This window comes from Paenibacillus amylolyticus, from assembly GCF_047302515.1.
Classification (GTDB): Bacteria; Bacillota; Bacilli; order Paenibacillales; family Paenibacillaceae; genus Paenibacillus; species Paenibacillus amylolyticus_G.
Genome location: NZ_CP168019.1, coordinates 916,633 through 941,348 on the forward strand (window position 1 = coordinate 916,633; position 24,716 = coordinate 941,348).

Below are 24,716 nucleotides of genomic sequence, written 5' to 3' on the forward strand. Positions count from 1 at the left end.
TTTTTGCCTTACACAGCTTGAATCTCAATTAAACGATGAGGTGTGGTCGTGATGGTACAAAAAACCGTTGAACTTTCCGAAACACAAAAGGGAATCTATTTTGATTGTCAGGTGAATGATCCCACTTCGTATAACATCTCAGCTTCAATGCAATTTGATCATCTTCAAATGGAGATATTTCGCCGGGCCATCGAATTGCTTATATATGAGCAAGTGGTGCTGCGTACTCGGATTGAGATTCAAAATGATGTACCCGTGTTATCCGTTCATGAAGATATGGATTATTCACTTACCTTGTGGGACCTTAGTAGCGAGAATCAGGAGAATTCAAAGGAACAACAGTTAGAAGCACTGGTGGATGAATGCATCGGGACACCTTTTGATCTGGAGAAAGGTCCTCTGTTCCGTATAATGATTGTTCAGATGGATAAAAGCCGATATATTCTGACCTTATGTATTCATCATTTAATATGTGATGGCTTGTCGCTTGAACTGATGAAAAACAAACTTATCCAGTCATATACATGTCTTCTTGAAGATCAGCCTGTGGATGTCAAGCTGGATGAAGGATTCATCTCTTATGTTGAGGCAGAGAACAAGAAACTGCACGAAAACAAGTACTCCAAAGAGCGGGAATACTGGTTAAACAAAATGAAGGGAGCGGAACCTCTTTCGCTAAAGCACGACTTTCCAGCAGGTTCTGTACAAGAAGGGATTGGTCATGAACTGCGATTTGATATTTCGGAATCGTTAATGGCTGATATTACACAGATGTCCAAAGATAATGAAGTAACCGTTTTTATGTTCTTTATGGGTGCCTTTGGCATTCTTATGAGTAAATATGTCGGTACAGACGATATCACCTTTGCCTCCCCATATTCTCATCGTCCCGGTATGGACTTGGAAGAAACGATTGGATGTTTTGTCCATATGTTGCCTATGCGATTCCATATTGACCTCGAATCAACTCTAAAACCTCTGCTGCAACAAGTAGCCACAACCTGGATGGATACGTACAGGAACATCGGATATCCCAATAACCTCATTGTCAGAGACAGCATGTTACAGGCTCAACCCGGATCACCATCGTTGTTTGATATCTCCTTTGTTTATGATTCCTATGAGGAAGATATGCTCGGAACTCGTATTCTGGATCAGGATAAGGTTACGTTTCCAGGAGATCTGATGGTGGTGTTGAGTCGTTTACCGCAAGGTGCTCAGTTGAAGCTGCAATATAAACCGAGCTTGTTCCGTGAAGATTCAATGGAGCGAATGGGCCAACGATTTCTATATTTGCTGAATCAACTAGTAACCAATTCTGATCAAAAAATCAGTGAGTTCAGCCTCCTGATGCAAGATGAGAAAGAAAACCTACTGTACCGATTCAATCAAACTTCTTATTTTCCCTACACTCCACAACATATTATGGATATATTTCACGATAAAGTAGCACGTTTCCCGGAGCGGGTAGCTCTAATGGAAGGCAAGCAGCATCAGACCTATGCGCAGGTCAATGCAAAAGCGAATCAATTGGCTAGGCAGATCGTTGCGAGTAAAAAAAGTGATAACGCGGCAGTTGGCGTGCAGATGCCACGTTCCTCGGATATGGTCATTGCCCTATTGGCTGTATTAAAAGCCGGATGTGCTTTTGTGCCTGTAGACCCTTCCTATCCTTTGTCCAGAAAGGACTATATTATATCGGATGCAGACATATCCATAGTGCTGGCTATGCAACCCGAAAAAGATGACGAGACTCTGGATGTCCAGTACATCTACGTTGAGGGCGATCAGGCCTATACGGGGGATGTCTCAAATCTCGAAGAGGCGCTGAATCCGCATAGCCTTGCCTATATCATGTACACGTCCGGATCAACAGGCAAGCCAAAAGGAGTCATGGTTGAAAATCATAGCGTAGTCAATACACTGCTTGATCTGGAGCGTCGTTTTCCAATGCAGGCGCAGGATGTTTACTTGCTGAAAACGGCATATACCTTTGATGTGTCCGCCACGGAACTTTTCGGCTGGTTCATGGGTGAAGGCGCACTAAGTATTCTTGAGCCTGGAGCAGAAAAAGACCCTGCTCGTATTGTGTCTACGGTGGCATCACATAATGTTACGCACATCAACTTTGTTCCAACGTTATTCCGTCTTTTTCTGGAAACGATGGAGCTTCGCTCCGATCTGTCAGCATTGGAAACGCTGAAATGGATGTTTGTTGGCGGAGAGGCAGTCACGCCAGACATCATTGAGAAATTTAACAGGTTAGGCATTAGAGCAAGTCTTGAAAATGTTTATGGTCCAACCGAATGCACCATATGGGTTTCTCATTATCCGTTAAGCCATTACGAAGGCTTGGGCAATGTACCGATTGGCTACCCGCTCAATGAGTCCAGATGGTATGTCGTCGGAAATCATGATGAGCTTCAGCCGTTAGGTATTCCAGGGGAGCTTTGTCTTAGCGGTGTTGGGCTTGCACGTGGATATCTGAATCTGGAACAGATGACCCGAGAGAAGTTTGTCCCTAATCCTTTCTTTCAAGAAGGACAGGATGCTGAGCATTTCAGGTACATGTACCGCACAGGTGATCTGGTACGTTCACTCCCAAGCGGTACGATCGAATATCTGGGACGCATTGATTTCCAGGTTAAAATTCAGGGAGCCAGACTGGAGACAGGCGAAATTGAGAATACCCTGTCATCCTATCCGGGTGTCATCCAGACCGTGGTAGTCATGAAATCATTTGAAGGTAGGTCCGGTTTGCTGTATGCCTACTATCTTTCAGAGCAGGAGTTGCCTTCTGTCGAATTGAGAGAGCACCTGTCTCGTTTGTTACCGGCATATATGATACCATCCGTTTTTGTACATAAATCCGAATTTCCATTGAATAGCAGTGGGAAGATTGACCGGAAGGCACTCATGGCAGATATCACGCATGCTCACGCTTCCAGTACGTTCTATACCGCCCCGTCTTCTGAGCTTGAGAAGGTTATAGCCGAAGTGTGGGCCGAAGTGCTCGGTGTTGAGAGAGTAGGGCGCGATGACCATTTCTTTGAATTGGGCGGAAATTCATTTTCTGTCATTCAGGCTCACAATAAACTTAAGCATTATACCGATGTGGAGTTCCCTGTGCCTCGTTTTTTCGAATGCCCGACATTGCGTCAATTTGCCGCACTGGGTCCGAAAGATGAGGGAGTTCGGATACCGACTGAAAGGGAACAATTGTTTCAACGAAAAGATGGCATTATGCGTGAGGACATTGCAATTGTGGGCATGGCGGTGAATGTGCCGGGTGCTGAGGATATAAGGGAGTTCTGGAGTAACCTTGTTGAACGGCGGGAAAGTATTCACTTTTATAGTGATGATGAATTGAGGGAGCTTGGTGTGGAGGAAGCACTGCTGCATTCACCTCGTTATGTCAAGGCAAAAGGACGTGCCAACGGCATCGATGAGTTTGACGCAGGGTTCTTTGACTATACTCCCGGTGAAGCCAAAATGATGTCTCCCCAATTCAGACTTTTGTATCAGGGAATATGGGAAGCGCTGGAGGATGCAGGCTGCAGACCGGATGAAGCGGGTAAGGTGGGTGTGTTCCTTGGCGGGTCCGATGACTTCGAATGGTACCGTCAAGTGCTTTTTAACGATGCTAACTATAGCAGTAAATACGAAGCATTCACCCTCAGCACCAATCATTTTCTCGCTACCCGAATGGCTTATAAGCTTAACTTAAAAGGGCCGGCCTATACCGCTCTGACGGGATGTTCTACTTCATTGGTTACACCTCATCTGGCATGTCAATCTTTGATCGTTGGAGAATGTGATGTGGCCGTGGCTGGTGGGATCACCGTGGAGTTGCCCAATGAAGGGGGTTACATATTTGAGGATGGCATGATGTTTTCCACAGATGGACACTGTCGTCCATTTGATGCGTCAGCCAGTGGAACCGTCTTCTCCAATGGTATGGGAATTGTGGTGTTGAAACGTGTAACCGATGCTCTGCGGGACGGAGATCATATCTACGGGGTCATCAAAGGCTCAGCAATTAACAATGACGGACAAGAGAAACTCAGTTTTCTTGCTCCTAGCGTAAGCGGACAGGCTGAAGTCATTCAGGATGCCTATAAGGTAGCCGGAGTAGACCCGGAAACGGTGAGTTATATCGAAGCACATGGTACGGGAACGTTACTTGGTGATCCAATTGAAGTAAACTCATTAACTCGGGCCTTTGCTTCCGACCAAAAGCAATTTTGTTATCTGGGTTCGGTCAAAGGCAATGTGGGACATATGGATACAGCCGCAGGTGTGGTTGGTTTAATCAAGGTAGCGCTCAGTCTTGGACAAGGTTATATCCCTGGAACAGCGAATTATGAGCAGCCTAATCCCAAAATTGATTTTTTGAATACGCCTTTTAAAGTTAATGCACAAGGGGTGGACTGGAAACAGGGCAATGTGGGAGTCATGCGCGCAGGAATCAATTCATTTGGTGTGGGGGGCACGAATGCTCACATGGTATTGGAGGAGGCTCCCGAGATGGAGAAGTGCAGTCCGGATGATGACGTAAATATATTGCTTTTTTCCGCCAAAACGGAGTACTCGCTGAACCGCACCGCTGAACGGATTATGGAACATCTGACTCAGCAGCCGAATCAATCTGTATCGAACGCAGCGTGGACCTTGCAATCAGGTAGATCTGTTTTTGCGTATCGTAAGGCACTCATTCTGGATAAGACATGGAAGGATAATCCGGACAAGCTGATACAGCAGCTGGGGAAAGCACGCGTATACCATTCAGCTCAAGGCACCCGTCCCGTATACTTTATGTTCCCCGGACAGGGCAGTCAGTATCAGGGAATGGGTGCAGAACTATACAGATCTACAGAGCAAGCAGGCCTGGCTCCAATCTTCAGAAGTTATATTCAGGAAATATTGGACCTTCTGCCTGCGGAAGAACGAGAAGATATGCTGTCTGTTGTATACGGGGATCAGCACCCTGAGCGAATAAACCAGACGGAGTACAGCCAATTCGCACTGTTCATGACAAGTTATGCGCTGGCCAAGTCGCTGCTGGATCTGGGCATCAAGCCAGATGGCATGATCGGGCACAGCATTGGTGAGTTGGCTGCCGCAGCTGTAGCGGGTGTATTCGAACTTGGAGATGCTGTCAAGTTAGTTCGACTTCGCGGACGTCTGATGCAACAACAACAACCCGGGGTCATGCTTGCCATTATGGCGGATGCACAGCAGGTGAAGTCACAACTGGAGGAAGACATGTGGCTTGCCCTGGTGAATACTACAGGCTCCAGTGTGATTGGTGGGACAGCTGAAGCCATTTCACGGATGGAAGCCAAGGCTGAAGGACTGGGCTGGAAGTGCATTCGTGTGAAGACTTCCCATGCATTCCATACGCCAATGATGAATCAGGCCGCCGAGGAATTTAGACGTTATTTAGCAGAGCATTCACTTCATACGCCACAGATCCCATTACTGTCCAATACCAGTGGAACATGGGCGCTTGGAGATGAAATCACACAACCTGACTATTGGTCCCGCCATATTTTACAGCCGGTGTTGTTTGAATCAAACCTGGCTGAAGTGTTGAAGGATGAGCGGGCTGTATTAATTGAAGTAGGTGCAGGACGAACGCTAAGCTCCTTTACCAGACAGCACAGTCTATCAAGAGATTCCCAGACGGTACTGAATATGCTACGTCACGTAAGGGAAACGGAGCAGGACAGTATCTATGTGAACCGCAGACTTGCGGAGTTATGGTGCGAAGGCATGGAACCGGACTGGAAGGTGCTCAAAGGGCAGACGGTACGGCGCAAATGCTCGCTGCCTACTTATGTTTTCAACAAACAATCCTATCCTGTCAGTGTTTCTCTTTCTCGTTCATCAGCAGTGGACGGAATGGGTACCGGGGATGATAGGCAGCATGCAGAGCAGGGTAAGGGAAGTAGCCCTACTCTTATAAAAGGGACAGTTTATACTGGTGGTTCAGACCAACTGAAACAGATTGTCCTAGACGCATATCGAACGATTTTTGGCATCGATGATCTAGATGAAGAGGTTAATTTTTTTGCGGTTGGAGGAGATTCTCTCAAAGCAGTCAGCTTGTCTGCATGGATCCGGTCTCATTTAGGAATTCAGCCTGAGGTAGCAGATATCTTCAATCATTCAACGCCTATTCAACTGGCGGAGCATCTCTATGTCATGGCGAAACCAAAAGTGGACCAACAGACCATTCAATCTGCACCCACTATGGATGCGTATCCAATCTCTTCTGCACAGATGCGTATGTTCACACAAGCGATGCTTGATCCAGGCAATACGGCCTACAACCTACCGTCTGCAACCATTATTGAAGGTGAATTGGACCGTATAAGAGTTGAGGCTGCTTTGCAGAAGTTGATGCAGCATCATGAGGCGCTCAGAACATCGTTTGAGATACAGGGTGGTCAGATCGTTCAGATCATCCAACCTTCGGTTCGCTTAAGTATGGGCTATGCAGAGCAGCATGTGGCAGATGACCAAGAGTTGCCTGCGATGATTGAGACATTGATTCGTCCTTTTGATCTGGGGAATGCTCCGCTTATGCGGGTTGAACTGATTAAGATAGGCGAGCGCAAGCACCTGTTATTCTTTGATATTCACCATATTATCGCGGATGGTACATCTGTTGAAATCATTACTCGTGACTTCAATGATTTATATTTTGGCAAAGAGCAAGCAGTCCGATTGCAGTACAAAGATTACGCGGTATGGCAGCAGCGACGTCTTGCTTCACAGGAATACATTTCACATCAAACGTACTGGCTGGACCATCTTGGCCCTTCTTTACCTGTGCTGGAGCTTCCACTTGACCAGGAGCGTCCATCACAGCGATCCATGCAAGGGGGACGTCTTCATTTCACGTTGAATCGTTCGTTAACACAAGACTTGCACGAGCTGGCTTCCTCATCGGAAGCATCCATGTATATGGTAATGCTAAGTGTGTGGAATCTTCTTCTTGCACACCGCTCAGGTCAGCAGGACATTGTGGTAGGAACGCCTGTTGCAGGAAGGATGCAAGAAGAGTGGAAAGAGACGGTAGGCATGTTTGTCAATATGATTGCGATGCGGAATTTTCCAACGTTTGATCGTACGTACACTGATTTTTTACGCGAACTTAAACAACATACACTGGATGCTTTTGCGTATCAGGAGTATCCGTTTAATGTGCTTGTGGCACAACTGGGCGTGACACGTGAGTTGAACCGAAATCCGGTATTTGATGTTTGTTTTGATTATCAGAACATGGATTTGCATGGACTTGAACTTCATGGTTTGCAATTCAGTTCTTTTCCGGTGGAGACGGGTACGTCTACTTATGATCTGTTAATGACCTGTCAAGAAAACAGGGAGAAGCAGGTGATTGAAGGATATATCGAATACTCGCTGGATCTGTTCCGCCAGGACACAGTTGAAGGTATGATGCAGGAGTTTATCGGACTCTGCCAAGAGGTTGTAAAACAGCCTGACCTGTCTGTGAGCGAACTGTTTGAGAGAAACGAACGTTCTCATGAGCACCCAGTCAATCGTCTTGCTGGTCCACGTCTGGATTACAATCCTGCGGTAGGTCTGCATCGGCTGTTCGAGCTACAGGCAGAACACACGCCAGACAAGAAAGCCCTCCTTATATCATCCGGAGCCTCTTTTACCTACAGGGAGCTTAATGAAAAAGCTAATACGCTAGCTTGGAAGCTGATTGATCAAGGTGTGCGCCGGGATGAACCTGTAGGCATATTATCCAGACGAGATGAATCGTTGATCATTATGCTATTGGCGGTGATGAAAGCTGGGGCGGCTTATGTGCCTCTGGACCCTGCTTTTCCGCCGCAGCGCATCGTGAATATGATTGAAGACAGCCGAATGAACGTATTGCTGTGTACGCCTGATGCAGAAGGCACAGTGACTTTTAGCGGAGAGCGATTCGTGTATGATCCAACTTCCCAGGATGTGCGCGCATCCGTTAACCCGGACAGAAGCTTCCTGTCTTCGGACCTGTCCTGTGTGATTTTTACCTCAGGATCAACGGGGCGTCCCAAAGGGGTGATGATTACTCATGAGGCGATGGTCAATTTTGTTGAGGACATCAGGCACCGACATATTTTTGCACATGAGACAGATCGCATCATCAGTGTAACGACCATATCTTTTGATATTTTCGGATTTGAAGTGTGGACACCATTATGCACCGGATATTCGCTGTATCTGGCCAATGAGCAGGAGCAGCTTGACCCGGCTCTTGCTTCACGTCGAATACGTGAACATGGTATTACGCACATTCTTAGCACGGTCTCACGCATTAAGGCATTTGTCGAAAATCCGGAATTCGCTCAGGCGCTGGGCAATCTGCGGTGCGTTCTTACTGGAGGGGAAAATGTCCCTGTGGGACTCCTCACCGATCTGAAGCGGCTTACGCCCGCTCGAGTCTTTAACATGTATGGACCAACGGAAACTACGATCTGGTCAACGACCAAAGAATTGAATGACACAGCCGCGATTACCATTGGCAAGCCCATTACCAATACAGAGATTTATATTCTGAATGATGAAGGTGAAATACTGCCACCTGGAAGTTATGGAGAGCTGTGCATTGCAGGAAAAGGATTATCCCGCGGTTATCTGCACAATGCAGCTGAGACCGATGCCCGATTCATTGCAAACCCCAATGTTTTGGGAGGCCGTTTGTACCGAACTGGCGATCTGGCCCGTATACTGCCGGATGGGGATGTTGAGTTGATGGGACGGTTAGATCAGCAGGTGAAGATTCGTGGCTACCGGATTGAACTGAACGAGATTGAGCAGGCAGCGATGAAGTATGAACGTGTAAGAGAAGCTGTCGTTAAGGTAGAAGGGGCCGAGCAACATTCATTGCAATTAATTCTTTTCTACAGTCTGAAGCCTGGGATGGGGCCTTCCGTTATGGAAGATGAAGACGTACAGCTTCGGACCTGGTTAAAGCAGCGGCTTCCACAGTACATGATGCCTGCTCGCTTGATTCGTCTGGAAAATCTGCCTGTGCTGCCTAATGGCAAACTGAATCGCAATGCCCTTCGTCTGGCTAATTTTGAAACGGGAGAGAAGGCTAATCCGGCTCTGGTTTATGGCTCATCGATTCAAGGAATGGAGCGGGCAAAAGTTGATCTGGAGCAGATGCTCATTGCAGCGTGGAAGGAAATATTGAATCTGGATACGGTTAATATCCATGATCACTTTTTTGACATCGGAGGCAACTCGCTGGGGCTTATTCTGATCAATAATCGCCTGAATGCCTATCTGGATAAAAGCGTTCCGCTGGTGCAATTGTTTGAGCATTCCTCCATTGCATCACTGGTCAATCATCTGGTGGCTGAGCAGATGCTGCCGATAGTTACACAACAGGTACAAGAGGAGAGCGGACATATCGCTTCGGCTGAATATCCTGTTACGAACCCGGAGCCGACAACAGCTCCAAAAGAGTATGTGAGGAGCACAGTTGAACACAGCGAAGTGGAGCAGGGCAGACCGGAACAGAGTATCCCGTTTGCTTCAGAACACAGTACCAGAATTCCTTCTTCGTCGGATATCGCAGTCATTGGCATGGCAGGGCATTTTCCCGGCTCCAGAAATATTGAGGAGTTCTGGGATAACCTAATGGCAGGTAAGGACGGTATCACCCGTCTGAATGAGGAGGATCTAACCGCTGCAGGTGTGCGACCGGAAGACTTCAAACATCCTGATTATGTACGGGCCAAAGGTGTACTGCAAGATACTGAGTACTTTGACTCCGGATTTTTCGAATATCCGCATCAGGAATCCAACATGATGGATCCGCAAATACGGCTGCTCCATCAGTGCTCATGGGAGGCGCTTGAGCATGCCGGGTGTGATCCTTACAGTTATGAGGGAGCTATAGGATTGTTTGCCGGAAGTGGACTGAGCTTACCATGGATGGTGCAATTTCTAGGTCGTTCTGGTAATTTGCTACAGGCTTTTGAAGCCATGACTTTAAATGAAAAGGACTATATTACAACCCGAGTATCTCACAAATTAAATCTGAGAGGGCCGAGTATGGCCGTACAGACCGCATGTTCGACTTCTTTGGTCGCTATCCACCAAGCTGCTGAATCGCTGATTCGGGGGGAGTGTGATGTGGCACTTGCGGGAGGTGTCTCTATCTCCTATCCGCTCAAAGAAGGCTATCACTGGCATGAAGGCATGATTTATTCAAAGGATGGTCATTGCAGACCGTTCGATGAGCAGGCATCTGGTACTGTGTCTGGTAATGGATGCGGAATGGTTGTGCTCAAGTCACTCCGCGACGCGCAGAGAGATGGAGATCATATCTATGCAGTCATTAAAGGTTCAGCGATTAATAATGATGGCATGGACAAAATTGGATATACGGCACCGAGTGTGGCCGGGCAGGTCAAGGTTATTCAATCAGCCCTGCATCGTTCGGGAGTGTCTCCAAAAGAGATCTCCTATCTGGAGGCGCATGGAACAGGAACCAAACTGGGGGACCCGATTGAAATTGAAGCGCTCAGGCAGTCATGGGGAACAGATCGTAGAAATTATTGTGCTCTAGGTTCTGTGAAAGCCAATATTGGGCATCTTGATGCGGCAGCAGGTGTCGCCGGTTTTATTAAAACCGTACTGACGCTTTATCACCGGGTGGTTCCGCCACAGATTCACATGAATCGGGCGAATCCGATGTTGGAGCTGGAGCATAGTCCCTTCTATATCAACAGGGAGCCACAGCCATTAGAAGACGCGAAGCGTATCCTGCGAGCAGGTGTCAGTTCGTTTGGGATCGGGGGGACCAATGCTCACGTCATTTTGGAGCAACCACCCGTCCAAGAGAGCCAAGCCAATTATGAATCTTTGCTTCTGCTGCCCTTCTCGGCCAAAAGTGAATCTGCGCTGGAACGCACGTATGATTCGGTTCTACAGGCAATCCATGCATTGCCGGAGCAGTTGCCCAATGCTGCGTGGACGCTACAGAAGGGAAGGAGCAGATTCATTCATCGTAAAGCACTAATCGTTGTAGACGGTTATATTCCGCCAAGCGAGCAGTCTGTAGAGTTTGAGACACAGGCAAGTGTGATGAATGGGAAGCCTAAGGTCATGTTTTACCTTAGCGGAAATGCAAATTGGGAAGCGCGTAAGATTCGGGAACTATATGCTTCTGTGTATCGGAGCCAGGTCTCAGAGATATTCAAACAGCACTTTGAAGAGATACTGAACCTCTTTGAGTCCAAGGAACAGTATGCCATTCGTCAAGGCATAGGGCGATCGTTAACCGATTCAAGGCTTGAGCGCATGCAGTGCTTTGTTGTGCAATATGCTCTTTATAAAACCGTAATGCAGCTTGGTATCAAGCCAGATGCTGTCTGTGGACAAGGCGTTGGGGAACTGGTGGGGTTGGTTATTAGTGATGCACTTGATCCAGTACATGCCGTGGGGCTTTTATACAATTTGGGGCATTGGTCATTAGAAGAAGGAGCATTGTCAGATGCTTTGACTGGAAGGATTACAGATGCAACTGTAACAGACCATGCGTCGAGTATTGCACCACTGTTATCTCCAAATTTCCTGTTTACGCTGCTAAATCGCAAGGCTCTTTCTGAATCTGCTGGGCATACACTGTGGATCGTTTCGAATCAGCTGCAGGATACAGAACAAATAACCCCGGATTCATTTTCAGAGCCAAACATCATTGCTCTTACTGGAGATCGTCAGAGCTTGCTTGAGGCAGACGTGTATTTAATGAAAGTACTTGCTTTTTGCTGGTGCTCTGGCATGGAGCTGGATTGGGAACAGTTAAACGGAACGGGGCGTAGGCAAAAAATCTCCCTGCCAACGTATTCCTTTGATCCCATTGTTCATCAACATGATGTTGCGTTGTATCAGCTTGCAGGTATGTCGCAGGTTGCAGCGGGTTCTATCGCAGCATTAGACCAATCTCCATCCGGGAAAGTCAGGGTTCAACGGACTGATGATGAGATAAGGCATGTATTATCGCAATTGTGGCTGGAGTTGCTTGGTAATGGAGCAGTCGGCCTTGAAGATGATTTCTTTGAGCTTGGAGGTCATTCTTTAAAAGCGATTTCCTTGGCGTCGAGGATTAAAGAAATGTTTGGACTGAATTTGGGGCTGGAAGAGGTTTTTGATCATTCTGTATTTGAACACATGGTTCAATGGATTGCTGAACATCAGGTTACAAGTGACTCTGATTCAGTGAACCCAATCTTGCCTGTTACTAAGAAAGAGAAATATAAGACCACTTCTGCACAGCGAAGAATGTATGTGGTGCATGAGTGGATGAAAGGTGAGAGTACGGCGTACAATCTCGCCAGCTCTTATATGGTAAGGGGAAAACTTGACCCTACCCAATTCAGAGTAATAATGGATGCACTGGTAGAGAGACATGAAGCATTCCGTACCAGATTTGAAATGATTGACGGTGAGCTTTTCCAAATTGTGGAGGGTCAGGTTCCAAGCGTGGTGGAGTTGCTGGAATTAGAAACGGCAGGGTTAGAACAGGTCATGGAATGGATCAAGCCTTTTGATCTGACCAGCGCACCATTGGTTCGTGTTAAGCTCATTCGCCTTTCTCAAGAGGAACACATCTTATTCATCGACATGCATCATATCATTTCGGATCAGAGTTCCATTGCTATCCTGATGCAGGATTTTGCTCGCATGTACAGTGGAGAAACATTGCAATCTCTTGACATTCAGTATAAGGATTATGCGGAATGGCGTGATGAAGCTGCGTCACATGGACAATCTGTTAAAGACGCCGAGTTTTGGATACGGGAATTTGAGGACAAGCCTGCACCGGTTGAATTGCTTACAGACTTCCCAAGACATGGCGCGTCCTCTTACAGCGGAGACAGACGTTCCATTGAACTTGGTGAGTCGTTAAGCACACAGGTCAATGACTTCTGTACTCAACAAGGGATTACACCCTATATGTTGTTCATGGCAACTTTGAATCTATTAATCTGGAAGTATACGGGTCAAGACGACTTGGTCGTTGGTACAGCGGTTGCGGGGCGTGAGAAGCCAGAACTCAATAACGTTATGGGTATGTTCGTGAACATGCTTGCCATTCGCACCAGTATGGACAGAGAATGCTCCACAGAGGCGTATTTGAATGAGATGCGAGGCAAGCTGTTATCCTGTTATGAGCATCAACAATATCCTTATGAGGCACTGGTGGAACAACTTGGTCTATTCGGTGATTTAAGCCGCAACCCCCTATTTGATGTGGTGCTAAATTACATCAATATGGGAACCGATGATCCTGAAGCCGGGGAACTGATGCTTGAACCATGGGTGGAAGGTAAGGTGGATGCCAAATTTGATCTGACTTGGACACTGGTCGAACATAAACAATGTTACACGGTTGAACTTGACTATCGCTCAGATTTGTTTAAAGCCGAGTCCATGGAACTAATGCTGGATAAATTCCGGTATATCCTGTCTCAGATCACAACAGGGGATAATGAACGAATTGGTCAGATTAAGCTCACTACACCGGAGGAAGAGGAATGGCTGCTGTATGGAGTCAACGATAATGCCGCCCAGTATCCGCGAGATGCGACCATTTCCCAATTATTCGAGGAACAAGTTCATGTGCATGCACAGAAGACAGCATTGGTCTGGGAAGACGGTGAATGGAGCTATGCGGATCTGTATGAACGTGTTCAGTGGCTGGCGTTCAGGTTGCTTGGACAAGGGGTGAAATCAGGCTCTAGTATTGCTCTCATTCTGGACCGTGGACCGATCCAGATGATCAGTATTCTTGCTACACTCCAAGTGGGTTGCAGTTATGTTCCGATCGACCCGGCTTCGCCGTCATCGAGAATTGAATTTATTTTGCAAGATTGCGATGCGGCTGTGTTATTGACTGAAACGGCGTATGCCTCCACATGGCAATCTGTAGTTCCTTGTATCGTGCCCGCAGATGAACTGTCAGCATTTGATTCAGGAGACATGCAGGAGCCCGTTGAACATATGAACAAGACTGCTCTTGACCCGGCTTATATCATTTATACATCAGGGTCAACAGGAACCCCAAAAGGGACTGTGATGAGTCATCGCAATGTGACCAAAGTCATGAAAAATAGTAATTTTGTTACCGTCGTGCCAGAGGATCGTATCCTGCAAATTTCTAACTATGCGTTTGACGGTTCCATTTTCGATATTTTTGCTTCATTAATAAATGGAGCTACTCTTGTATTAATCTCAAAAGAGACCATTTTGGATATGGCTCGTTTGGCGGATGTCATACGACAGCAACGGATTTCAGTATTTTATATTCCGACATCCTTGTTTAATATGCTGGTGGATTGGGATGCTGATTGCTTGAAAAATGTGCGTAGAGTGATGTTTGGTGGTGAAGCTGCATCGGTGAGTCATGCCAACAAAGCGCTTGCATGCGTGGGGCCGGGCAGGCTGTTAAATGGATATGGGCCAACGGAAGCAACCTTTTTTGCCTCCTACCACTTATTACAGCAAACAGAGCCTTATACTGGCTCACTGCCCATAGGTTATCCCCTGTCTAACACAGCCTTGTATGTTCTGGATGATGAGCTGAAGCCTGTGCCACCGAACGTCCCAGGTGAACTGTATATCAGTGGGGATGCGGTGGGTATTGGATATCTTAACCGTGAGGATCTAACCCAAAAACACTTTCTTGATGATCCCTTCCGCAAGGGAGAACGAATGTATCGGACAGGTGACATCGTCAAACGTCTAATTGACGGCAGTCTGATTTTTATTGAACGTTCGGATTTCCAGGTCAAGATTAGAGGTTTCCGCATTGAGTTATCGGAGATAGGCAATTGCATGGAGCGTCTTTCGGGAGTTCGTGATGCCTTTGTCATGACAGTTACAGAACCATCAGGTAGTCTATACATTGCCGCTTTTTATACAACCGATACTGGAGCAGATACTGAGTATATTCGAAGAGAACTTCACCAGCAGCTGCCAGAGTACATGGTGCCTGCACGAATTATTCGAACGGATCATCTTCCGATTAATGCCAATGGCAAAGTGGACCGAAGGGCATTGTCCGAGCATTTGGTTGAAGAGCAGCAGAGGTCTCTGGAAGTGAGTTCACCTCGGACAAAAACAGAGCGTATCATTCTTGCCGCCATGCGACAGATCCTGGGTAATCCAGACATTGGTGTGGAAGATCACTTCTTTCAAAATGGGGGGCACTCGCTCAAGGCGATTGCATTCACTCAAATTTTGTCAAAAGAAGGAATTGCCATCAATGTGAACGAATTATTCCAATATCCGACAGTTAGAGGACTTGCAAAATTGGTAGATATTAATCCTCCGGCGTCAGTTTGGTCCGAAGATAGCCTGCATATTCAGTCCCCGATAGTCATACCACAGGACATAACACTTCATGAGAAACAACTGGACAGCCTGGTCCTGCATGTCTTAAACAGCTGCAATCAGGTTTCATCTTTTATGGCGGGCATGACCCCTATGGGTCAATTCCCACTATCTCCAATTCAACAAGCACATGCTTCTACGACTTCACGAGCAAGCGGATTTACAACAACGCTGGAAGGCGAATTGAATGAACAAGCTGTAAAACACCTGATTCTTGGGGTTATATCCCGGCATCAGTTGCTGCACAGCATGATATATGAGGAAGAACAATTGTATTGGCATCCATGTGATATATCGTTAGCGGCGGACATGCTGCAACAGCTTATCCCATATCTTGATATTCGTCATTATGCTTCGGCTACGATTGAGCAGTTGGAGTACAAACTGGTTCAGTCTCTGTTACACAAAACGTATACGTTGAAAGAACTACCTTGGCGTCTGTGTATTTTGCGTACAGGAGCAACAGAGCATAAGCTGATTTGGAGTTTTGATCACCTTGCGTTTGATGGTATGAGTGCCCAGATCATCAAGCAGCAACTTGAGTCGAAGGCATTATATAGACCGCAAGGTATAGAGATCGAGAGTGATCTTCTGTACCAAGTACGAAATTATGAGGATTATGTAAGTTTTCTGTCTCAAGGCCCCGTAGGGGTATCAGAAGATGAAATGGAGAAACAATTTTCGCTTCAGGCATGGAATAGATGTAACACCATCGTCATGAACAAGTTGAAGGAAACAGAAACATTGTCGCCTTCAGCGATGACTGTCGAGTTGTCCCTTGCAGGGAAGGAGCCTGCAGATGTTTGGTGGACATGCTTTGAAACTTTTTCCAACATCATTGCGGCTTATCTGAACATAAGCCAATTGCCAATAGCCCTGGTGCATTACGGAAGGGAGTATGGCGAAGAATCCTACTATGATTATGTGGGAGAATTCCTTGATCTGATTCCAGTGCTGGTAGACAGTGAATTCACACAGGAAGATCTGTTGGAACGTCTGGAATTTACGAAGCGACACAGCATTAACTTTATGGCACTTACACATGATTCTTCCCTCTCGGCACAATATGGTGGCATACAGGAACAATTGGGAACTGCCTACAGGCAAGCAGAACAGGAGCCGCGTCAGATGATTCTGTTTAATTATCAAGGCTTCATCTCCAGCAGCGAAGCGATCCCAATGTCGTCTCAGTCGTCGAATGACCAAGATTCGAATTCGGGACTCGCCCAATTCGAATGGGTTATTCGCTACGACGAAGAGTGTCTGTACGTACATCTGGCCTGTCAGGCTGGTCTGGACATCAAACGTATGAAACAGCTGATTGATGACAAGCTTGGTAGCGATGTGAAAGTGGTAGTTCACAATGAGGCAATGGAGGTGCAACATGTCCAGTAAATCCATACAGCGAGGACCCGAGCTGATTGTGCCAGAGCATTATTCAACAGTGGCTGAGATGCTAATCTACATTGCAGATATTCATCCAGAAAAGGGAATGACCTATATCAGCTCTTCAGGTGACGAACAGTTTGAATCATATCCTGAATTACTGATGCAGGCGCGCAAGTACCTGCAGTCTCTTCAGGAGCAAGGCATTCAACAAGGACAGGTTGTTATTTTGGAAATTGACCAATCACAGGAATTTTACCGTACCTTTTGGGCTTGTATGCTGGGGGGCATTATTGTCGCCCCGGTTAGTCCTCCGGCTGCCTGGGAACCAGGCTCAGCCGGTCTGGAGAAATTCACGAAAGTGTGGGAGGTACTCGGGCGTCCAGTCGTTATCGTCGAGGAAGCCTACATGCCCAAGTATAAACAGCTTGCGGAAAGTCCGGTATTCAAAGGTCTTATGTTGATTAGCGTGAACCAGCTTCAAGTAGGCCAGCAGATGGCTGATCTATGCCCAACCTCTCCTGATGACATTGTGTTCCTGCAATTCTCATCAGGAAGCACGGGAATTCCCAAAGGTGTGCAGTTAACAAATCACAATATTATCGCCAACAGTATTGCATGCAAGACTTTTCTTGGAGCTGAAGAAGGAGATAATGTGTTTACCTGGTTGCCGCATACGCATGATATGGGGATATTTGGACAGCATCTGACACCCGTCCTGAGTGGAGCCAACATCATGGTGATGTCACCTTATACCTTCGTACGGTCGCCTTATCTGTTCTTGCGCAAGATTACGGAGCATCAGGGGAAATGGTTTTGCTGTACCAATTTCGGTTTCGAATGGATGGTGCAGAAGATCCCGGATTCCAAGCTCTCAACGCTGGATCTGTCTTCACTGCGTATGACCTTGAATGGTGCAGAGCCTATATCAACGTCTGTTATTGAGCGATTTGTCAAAAAATTCAGCTCTTGTGGCTATCGTCCCAATATGATGTTTCCTGCATATGGCATGGCAGAAGCGACAGTAGGTGTATGTACCTCCAGACTGGGGGAAGAGCCACGAATTGAACGTATTTCGCGTACACGGCTGGTGCAGGAAGGACTGGCTGTGCCAGTCCAGCTACCTAGCAGTGATAGCCATACTTCGGATGTGATCGAATTTGTTCATGAAGGATATCCCATGACAGGGATTCAAATCCGGATTGCGGATGAACAGGGTGAAGTGCTGGATGAGCGGGTTGTTGGCGAAATCCAGATTCGTGGGGAATCGGTAACCTCCGGATATTACAGTCTTCCGGAGATCAATCGTGAAATGTATGTGGATGGGTGGCTTCGCACTGGAGACTTGGGTTATATGGCTGATGGCTCCCTAGTTGTAAGCGGACGAATCAAGGACATTGTGTTTATTCGGGGACAGAACCATTATGCGCATGATCTTGAAGAAATTTTGTACCAGAATAGCAGCATTCCGAGAGGGAATCTGACGGTAGTCGGACACTTTAACAGCCTCAAACAAGTAGAGGAGCTGCTTGTATTTGTTAAATACAAATCGGGCACTCCACAGTTTCTGGATGTACGACAGGATCTGATCCAACGTATGAGGGCTGGATTGGGTATTGAGATCACCCATGTTCTCCCAATCAAGGTTATTCCCAAAACGACGAGTGGCAAGGTCCAGCGCTTCATGCTGAGAAACGAATATGAGCGTGGAGTATTTACCAAGGACATCGAGGCCATTGAAGAGCTGATTCGCGAAAACACACAACAGCAAGGACACGAGACGGTTTCCGCATCGTCTTTGGAATATACCGTACGTAAAGCCTGGGCCGATATTCTTCAATTGCCCGCAGGAAAGATTGAGATGGATACTTCTTTTCTCGCACTTGGAGGCAATTCCATTCTCTCCTATCAATTACTTGACAAGCTGTCTGCACATATGGGACGTGAATTAGGACAAGAACTACTTGTTTTTTGTAGTACCGTACGTGAGATGGTGGAATATCTGCAGGAACTTCCAGCAGAAACGAAGGACTTTGAACAAGCTGAAACAACAGATAATCACCTGAATGTACATCGTGCTATTGCTATTACCGGACTGTCTCTGCGTCTGCCTGATGCCGACACCCAAGAGCAGTTCTGGAGCAATCTGGTTAACGGGTTAGATAGTGTTGACCGGGTTAGTTTAGAGCGTGCAACACGTTCCAAGCAACCCGGTTGGGATGACTGGATTGGGGAACTGAAGCAACCGGATACGTTTGATCATGAGTTCTTTGAAATCCCGTCTGAACAAGCTGCATTTATGGATCCGCAACATCGGAAGCTGCTGGAAGTTGCTCATGAGGCGCTGGAGGATGCAGGTATGCTCGTGGATCATGAGGATAAGCGTGATGTGGGTGTGTATGTAGGGATTAACCCAAGCACATACTTCGATCTGGTTATTGATTATATGAACCGGAGTCTTGGAAAGGCTGTTCATTCTCACGCTATGGTAGGCAATATGTCCAATATTGCAGCGGCCTCCATTTCACACATGTACAATTTTACAGGGCCGGCACTGTCCATAGATACAGCATGTTCTTCTTTTCTGGTAGCACTGACACAAGCTGTGGCGGCCATTCAGGACAAGCGTATCTCTGGGGCAGTTGTAGGTGGAGCGAACATTTTGGCTACACCGCATGTTCATCAACTATCACGCAATGCTGGAATCTGTTCTTCCACTCAACATACGAAGGTATTTGACCGGGAAGCAGATGGTTCAGTCTTGGGAGAAGGTACTGTTGTTGTATATCTGGAGCCGCTAACAGAGGCAATTCGCAACAATAAGCATGTTTATGGTGTGATTCGCGGGACAGCGGTGAATAACGACGGATATTCCCTGGGCATTATGGCACCCAACCCTCAGGGGCAATATGAGGTACTCCGTGCGGCTTATCGCGACGCCAACCTAAACCCGAGCGAGATTTCTTATATTGAAGCACATGGATCGGGGACAAGGATTGGAGATCCAATTGAGGTGAATGCCTTGCTCCGACTGTTCCGGGAAAAGGGATATCCAAGCGATAATTCGATTGGATTAGGTTCAGTCAAAACCAATATTGGTCATTTATTTGCAGCATCCAGTGGAGCCAGTCTTGCCAAGGTTCTGCTCAGTATGCAGCATGGGGAACTGGCACCAAGTCTGCATATGGATAATCCGAATCCGGCCCTCCGACTGGAGCAATCGCCGTTCCACATCGTTAGCGAGCATAAAACGTGGGATGTACCTGAAGGAAAAACACGGAAGGCAGGCATCAGTTCATTTGGCCTGGGAGGTACGAATGCCCACATTGTGCTGGAAGAATGGAAAGCCCCTGTCCGTGCAGCTGCCCCGGCACGCGGCCAGTTGTTAACGTTCTCTGCCAAATCAGAGCAGGCTTTAAAAAAGCTGATTGATAACACGGAGCAATATGTGAAGAAACATGCGGATGTGGCACCAGAGGATCTTTGTTTTACCCGGAACAGATATAGAAAACATTATCGGTATCGTGCAGCAGTAGCTGTCAGCTCAACCGGAGAGTGGAACATCGAAGAGATGGAATTTGGCTTCAAGCCTAGAAACCGAGCTGCTCGTGTCAATATTGTGGTTGGGGGGCATGAGATTCGCGGAGAAGATGAGGCTCAAGCTCGTCAAGTAATCCGGCCAGACGATTTTAATGAAGATAAGGTATCTACCTTGAACTACTGGGTGACCTTGCTTGAGACACTTGTACGTCTGGTCCCTTCCATTCAGGAGATTCGAGGAATAGCTGCAGGAGAGGAGCTTGTATCCAGTTTACATCTGGATGGCGAGGAACATCACAGCGCTCATGCTAGCCAATCCATTCCAGTGAACAACAGAGTGACGTTAGACAGTCTGCAAGACACACCTGGCAAGATGGCAAACACCGACATTGTAATTATGATTGCTGCAGATCAGACAGTGCAGCAGCTTGAATACAGTGGCAAGGAGAGCTTCATCCGCCTGTCTGCCGAGCCGACACTTACCATGGAGGATCAGCTTGCTTTATTGCTAGGACAGCTTTATGTACGTGGTGCTGCGCTGGATTGGGAACAGTTACATCCGAATGGCTCTGGCCAGATTGTACATCTGCCAGCACATCCATTCGAGCCGTATGTACATTGGATAGATGTGAATCAGGGAACGGAGGTCATGATATGACAAAAGAAGAAATTGAGCTTTTTATCAAAAGCGAGATTGCTGCAGCGTTGAATCAGGAGCCAGAGGACATCGATGAAGAGATGAATTTTCTGAAAATTGGTGTCTCATCTGTGCAGGCGCTCAAGATCATTAACCGTGCGCGTAAGCATCTTCAAGTTGACATCAGTCCGGTTGCGTTGTTTGAATACAAAACAATTGCCGAGTTCGCCGCTTATCTCAATGAATCTCTTCTTCAAGAGGGGGTTGCCGAATGATTGAAGTGGGTGTAGAGCAAGAGATCATTCATGAAGCTGAATTGTTTGCTGCCCGTGAGATTCGTCCTTATGCTCAACAGATTCAAGAACAGCAAGCCATTCCCAGAACATTGATCCGTGCCATGGCTGAAAAAGGTTACTTGGCTGCCTCGATCCCGGCTGAATATGGCGGCATGGGTCTCGGCCCTAAGGCGTACGGGCTGTTGACTGAAGTATTTGGCAAGGCTCTTCCAGCCGTTCGCAGCTTGTTAACGGTACATACTTCACTTGTAAGTGAAACTTTGGTGCGTTTCGGAACGCCTGAGCAAAAATCGTCCTGGCTGCCCAAGTTGGTGAAGGGAGAATGGATTGCTGCCTTTGGCCTGACTGAACCGGAAGTTGGTTCGGATGCCAAAAGTGTAAAGACCGAGTGGAGAGAAGAATCGGACTGTTATGTTTTGAATGGGAAAAAGAAGTGGATTACGTTTGGACATTTGGCAGATGTATTTATCATTATTGCCTCGAATCAGGGACGAAGCACTGCTTTTTGGGTCGAACGCCAGTTTGAGGGTGTACAGACCAAACCTATTGAAGGTGTCATGGTTGCTGGAGAGACAGGTATAGCTGAGATTGATCTCCATGAGGTGCGTGTACCAAAGAATCACATTATTGGACGTCTGAATGAAGGTTTTGAGTACATCGTAACCGGGGCGCTGGACCAGGGAAGATATAGCATTGCCTGGGCAGGGCTGGCGATTGCGCAGGAAGCGCTGGATGCCATGGTGACTTACTCAAGGAAGCGGAAGCAATTTGATCAGAAGCTGAGTCATTTTCAGCTGATTCGCGGCATGATTGGAGATGCGGTGACAAAAGTCCATGCAGCACGAGCATTATGTTTACGGGCAGCCGAGCTGAGAGAAGCCAAGGACCCGCAGGCCGCCATGGAGACAACGATCGCCAAATATTTTACGTCCAAAGTTGCTGTTGAAGTTGCAAGTGATGCGCTACAGGTTCATGGTGCGAACGGAATTAGTAACCAATATCCTGTTGCCAGACTGTATAAGGAAGCCAAAATTCTGGAGATTATTGAAGGTTCTTCTCAGATGCAGCAGGAGATGATCTCGCATTACGGATTAAAAGCCTATTACAAGCGTGGCGGTAGCGTATGACGTTCTGTGCGCTATTTCCCGGCCAGGGAAGCCAGTATATGGGAATGTGCAGCGAGTTGTTGGACAGTGAGCCGGAGGCGAATCAGATCTTTGCGGAAGCGAGCGAGGTGATCGGATTTGATTTGAAGGCACTGGTTATGGAAGGGACCCTGGATCAATTGACGGTCTCTGAATATGCTCAGCCTGCTGTACTGACGGCAAGCTACGTTTTATTTGACTCATTTGTTCGGCGGACTGGAATGACTCCAGATTATGCAGTAGGTCACAGTTTGGGGGAGATTTCGGCTTTAGTAGCGGCGGGAGCATTGCGATTTGCTGATGGAATCCGTTTTACAGCTCAGCGTGGTGCGTTGATGCATCGCTCCATTCAGGAGCAAAAAGGGAGAGCGGGTATTGTTGTTGATATAACCCAAGAAGCGCTTGAAGAATTAGTCGAGAATATTCGTCAGAACGAGTATGTGACGATCTCCGGTTATAATTCACCGGGACAGTTTGTCGTCGCAGGTACTGCGAAGGGTCTTCAACTGCTGGATGATCAGGTGGATGGCTACGGTGGGGAATTCATTCCTTTTCGCATGATGCCAATGAAGGCAGATGCACCTTATCATAGCGAGTTGATGCAGTTCATTCAGCCTGAGCTTGAAGAGATGCTTGCAGGGATTTCATTCTCTGCACCGGTGTTTCCCATATGCTCTACAGTACATGGTGAGTTCATTAGCGGAGCCGAGGACATTCCTAAGCTGCTGAGCAGCCAGCTTTTGCAACCCATTCGCTGGAATCAGGCATTGGCACGCGTTCAAAATCTGGGAGCGACGGTATGGATCGATATCGGTCCAGGCCAGAGCGTAAGAAATATGCTGGCTGAGAATAAGGCCTTGCCTGCAGCTTATTCGCTGGATGATCCGCAAGATCGGTCCAGGTTACTGGATCGATATGAAGCAGTAAACCAGACAAGTGGGGGAGGCGATAAGGGATGATCACGGAGATGATGCAGTACAATCAGCGGGTGAAACAATGGTTGCCTGGCGGTGTGCACTATAATTTTCACCTTCCTTGGGAAGAGACGCCGCTCCATTTCAAGCATGCTTCCCGAAGCAGAGTGACGGACATGAACGGCAACGAGTATTTGGATCTATATGCCCGCTTTGGTGCCCTCATCGTTGGCCACGGCAACGAGGAGTATAACGAGTGTCTGAAGGATACCATTGACCGTGTTCTTTCCGTAAGTCATTGCGATCTGGATGCAGAGGCTCTGGAACTGATCCATCAATATGTACCCTCAGCAGAGATGATTCGTTTTGGGTTATCAGGCACGGAGATTGTCCAGAATGCACTTCGTCTTGCCCGGGCGTGGACAGGTAAAAATCGCTTTGTACGTTTTGAAGGCCATTATCATGGCAATGCGGACAATATTATGGGTGGCAAGACTGCACGTACAGGTCTGCCTGTACCTTCAGACTATCCTGGTGACATGAAAGGAACAAAGGGGAGGGCAAGGGATGCAATGGAATCTCAATCCTACCTCCTGCCATGGAATGACGCGCCCCGCCTGGAGGAACTATTTCGCCAGTATGGAGACGACATTGCAGCAGTAATCATGGAGCCGGTTTGTGTAAATGGAGGCGGAGTCATGCCTGCTCCGGGTTATCTGCAAAAAGTCAGACAGTTATGTGATCAGTACCAGGTCGTGCTCATTTTTGATGAGATTATAACAGGATTCCGTATGGGACTCGGTGGTGCCCAACAGTTATTCGGTGTAACGCCCGATCTGACTACACTTGGGAAGGCAATCGCGGGTGGCGGAGTTCCAGTGTCAGCCCTGGTTGGCCGAGCGGATATCATGAAGTTGCTTGTAGACAAAAAAGTAATTCATGCGGGTACGTTTAATGGCTATCCATTAGGTACAGCTGCTGTAAAAGCTACGCTGGAAATGTTGGGACGCAATGGAGGACAGGCGATGCACAGCATGAACCGCCACGCTGAGATGATGCATGACATACTCTGCCAGGAAGCAGTGAAGGTAGGTCTGCCTTTAATTGTTCAAGGGCCGTCTGGCTGTGCTTCTTATCACTGCTGCACGGAGCCGCTTACGGATACGGCTGATTATACGTTTGAATTGATGTCTTTTGATATTTTGTTAAATAGCAAGCTTGCTGAGCACGGTGTTCTGGTATCTACGCTCTCGCGGATGTATCCGAATATCCTGCTTGATATGCAAGATGTTGCCTGGTTCGGTGAGCGTGTCCCTGCAGCACTTGCAGAAATGAAAGAGATCTACGACGAGCTGATCTGATG

General features: G+C 47.3%; 6 protein-coding genes. All 6 read left to right on the forward strand.

All coding sequences use genetic code 11. The features are described from left to right. Window positions 1-51: 51 nt before the first annotated feature. From ACDJ59_RS04015 to ACDJ59_RS04040, 6 genes are read left to right on the forward strand one after another with little or no spacing between them, the layout of a single operon-like run. On the forward strand, window positions 52-16,830 hold the full coding sequence (locus tag ACDJ59_RS04015) for an amino acid adenylation domain-containing protein (RefSeq protein WP_413409716.1): 16,779 nt from the start codon (window positions 52-54) through the stop codon (window positions 16,828-16,830). Beyond that, on the forward strand, window positions 16,820-21,019 hold the full coding sequence (locus tag ACDJ59_RS04020) for a beta-ketoacyl synthase N-terminal-like domain-containing protein (RefSeq protein WP_413407761.1): 4,200 nt from the start codon (window positions 16,820-16,822) through the stop codon (window positions 21,017-21,019). Before ACDJ59_RS04015 ends, ACDJ59_RS04020 begins: the two co-directional genes overlap by 11 nt. Next, window positions 21,016-21,273 (forward strand): acyl carrier protein, encoded by a 258-nt coding sequence (locus ACDJ59_RS04025; protein WP_017687150.1) that lies wholly within the window; start codon window positions 21,016-21,018, stop codon window positions 21,271-21,273. The genes ACDJ59_RS04020 and ACDJ59_RS04025 overlap by 4 nt, the downstream gene beginning before the upstream one ends. Next, window positions 21,270-22,421 carry an acyl-CoA dehydrogenase family protein gene (locus ACDJ59_RS04030; RefSeq protein WP_413407762.1) on the forward strand — a complete coding sequence of 384 codons (1,152 nt, stop codon included), beginning with the start codon at window positions 21,270-21,272 and terminating at the stop codon, window positions 22,419-22,421. The genes ACDJ59_RS04025 and ACDJ59_RS04030 overlap by 4 nt, the downstream gene beginning before the upstream one ends. Continuing rightward, window positions 22,418-23,398 carry an ACP S-malonyltransferase gene (locus ACDJ59_RS04035; RefSeq protein ID WP_413407763.1) on the forward strand — a complete coding sequence of 327 codons (981 nt, stop codon included), beginning with the start codon at window positions 22,418-22,420 and terminating at the stop codon, window positions 23,396-23,398. The genes ACDJ59_RS04030 and ACDJ59_RS04035 overlap by 4 nt, the downstream gene beginning before the upstream one ends. Next, complete coding sequence (locus ACDJ59_RS04040; protein WP_413407764.1) at window positions 23,395-24,714, forward strand: aspartate aminotransferase family protein; 1,320 nt, start codon at window positions 23,395-23,397, stop codon at window positions 24,712-24,714. Before ACDJ59_RS04035 ends, ACDJ59_RS04040 begins: the two co-directional genes overlap by 4 nt. Window positions 24,715-24,716: the final 2 nt, after the last annotated feature.

Excerpts from the sequence above, each read along its gene's own strand:
- ACDJ59_RS04035 (WP_413407763.1), top strand. The coding sequence starts at position 22,418 with ATGACGTTCTGTGCGCTATTTCCCGGCCAGGGAAGCCAGTATATGGGA.
- ACDJ59_RS04025 (WP_017687150.1), top strand. The coding sequence starts at position 21,016 with ATGACAAAAGAAGAAATTGAGCTTTTTATCAAAAGCGAGATTGCTGCA.
- ACDJ59_RS04015 (WP_413409716.1), top strand. The coding sequence starts at position 52 with ATGGTACAAAAAACCGTTGAACTTTCCGAAACACAAAAGGGAATCTAT.
- ACDJ59_RS04020 (WP_413407761.1), top strand. The coding sequence starts at position 16,820 with ATGTCCAGTAAATCCATACAGCGAGGACCCGAGCTGATTGTGCCAGAG.
- ACDJ59_RS04040 (WP_413407764.1), top strand. The coding sequence starts at position 23,395 with ATGATCACGGAGATGATGCAGTACAATCAGCGGGTGAAACAATGGTTG.
- ACDJ59_RS04030 (WP_413407762.1), top strand. The coding sequence starts at position 21,270 with ATGATTGAAGTGGGTGTAGAGCAAGAGATCATTCATGAAGCTGAATTG.